This is a genomic window from Rhodopseudomonas sp. B29 (assembly GCF_000333455.1).
Taxonomy (GTDB): domain Bacteria; phylum Pseudomonadota; class Alphaproteobacteria; order Rhizobiales; family Xanthobacteraceae; genus Rhodopseudomonas.
Window position 1 is genome coordinate 1 of record NZ_BADD01000390.1, and the last position, 1,830, is coordinate 1,830.

The following is a 1,830-nucleotide window of genomic DNA, read 5'->3' on the forward strand; positions in this document are numbered from 1 at the left end:
TAGAGGCTCAGCGGGGGCCGCGCACGATTGCGAAGCGGCCCAGCGATGCACCGCGTGCCTCGCCCTGCACATTGACGGGCCGGTGCATGGGCTCGAAGCCGCAGTCGGATCGGACCGGAGCCCGCGGCGTTTTGGACGTCGTTCCTTCGTTTGCGCGTGCGGCCTCGGATAGCCGGCTCAGCAGCGTGCGCAAACGCCGATTCTCCGATTGCAGTTCCTTCATCGCCAGCAGCGCGGGCGGCGTCAGGCTGCCGTAGCGCTTGCGCCAGCGATAGAACGTCCGCTCGGAAATGTGCGCCGTCCGGCAGATTTCCGGAATCGGAATGCCGGCCTCGGCTTCGTGCAACAGATACAGGATTTCGGTTTCGGTGTGCTGCGAGTGGCGCATGGGCTCACGCTTTCATCGTTGCGCAAACTGCAAAGCTGACACCGCTCGTCCAGCGCGAGACGCCTGCGCAGCACGTGCGGCGTTCATCATCAGCGATGCCCGTCACGTACGTTGCGGCGCCGTGATGATGCCGAATAGCCTACAGCGAAAAGCCGGCGGTCCGAAATGGCAAAATTGACATTAAGCGCGCCGGAGGGGCGTTTTTGCCGGCCGATTGAGCAGCTTTGCAGGTTATTTGGAGTTGCCGCTCCGTCGCCCGCGGACTGACACTCTCGCCACTTCCACCACAGGGATTGGCCCATGAGCAAGTTCACGCGGCGTTCGTTTCTTCAGACCTCCGGGCTCGCAGCGGCGGCGCTGGCGTCGCCGTTCGGCGCGCCCTCGATCGTACGATCGGCTCACGCGGCGGCCGGCACCGTGAAGCTCGGCTGTCTGTTCTCGTCGTCGGGCACGATGGCGAATATCGAAGGCCGGCTCAATCACGTCGTGCGCATGGCGGCCGACGAGATCAACGCCAAGGGCGGCGTCAACGGCCGCACCATCGAGGTCGCGGTGTCGGACCCGGCGTCGGACTGGCCGCTCTACGCCCAGATCGGCAAGCAGATGCTGGAGCAGGACAAGGTCGCGGCGCTGTTCGGCTGCTGGACCTCGGTGTCGCGCAAGTCGGTACTGCCGGTGGTCGAGCAGGCCAACGGCCTGTTGTTCTATCCGCTGCATTTCGAGGGCGATGAGAACTCCAAGAACGTCGTCTACGTCAATTCGCCGCCGGCCAGCTCGGTGCTGCCCGCGGTCGACTATCTGATGAGCGACGACGGCGTCAGCGCCAAGCGGTTCTTCATGCTCGGTTCGGACTACGTCTGGCCGCGCACCATCAACAAGCAGCTCAAGGGCTATTGGAAGTCCAAGGGCATTCCGGAGACGGCGTGGAAGGAAGAATACGTCCCGCTCGGCTTCTCCAACTTCCAGACGCTGGTCAACCAGATCCGCGCCTTCGCCGATCAGGGTGGCGGCAAGCCGATCGTGGTGCTGACGGTGGTCGGCTCGTCGATCCCGGACTTCCTGCGCGAATTCGCCAATCAGGGCATCAAGGCGACCGACGTGCCGGTGCTCGGCCTCGACATGGTGGAAGCCGATCTCGAAGGCCTCAACACCGAGCCGCTAGTCGGCCATCTCAACTGCTGGGCCTATTTGCAGAACGCCAAGGGCGAGAAGAACGCCGCATTCCTCAAGCAGTGGGCCGACTACGTCAAGGCCAAGAACGTGCCGTTCAAAGGCGATGTCGCCATCGACCCGATGGTCTCGGCCTACGACGCCGTGCATCTGTGGGCGATGGCGGCCGCCAAGGCCGGTTCGTTCGACGTGCCGGAAGTGCGCAAGGCGTTCGCCGGCCTCAGCTTCGACTGCCCGTCTGGCTACAAGATCCAGATGACCGCCGAGAACAA

General features: G+C 64.0%; 2 protein-coding genes. One reads left to right on the top strand and one right to left on the bottom strand.

Features of this window, described 5'->3' with window-relative positions:
- Positions 1–7: 7 nt before the first annotated feature.
- Positions 8–388: a transposase gene (locus I5M_RS13925; RefSeq protein ID WP_022721953.1), complete on the bottom strand. Its 381-nt coding sequence runs from the start codon at positions 386–388 to the stop codon at positions 8–10.
- A 300-nt stretch (positions 389–688) separates the two neighbouring features.
- Here I5M_RS13925 and I5M_RS13930 point away from each other — a divergent pair.
- Positions 689–1,830 (top strand): transporter substrate-binding protein (locus tag I5M_RS13930; protein ID WP_022721954.1); only part of this gene is annotated, 1,142 nt, incomplete at its 3' end.

Coding starts and splice junctions, on each gene's coding strand:
- I5M_RS13925 (WP_022721953.1), bottom strand. CDS start 388: ATGCGCCACTCGCAGCACACCGAAACCGAAATCCTGTATCTGTTGCAC.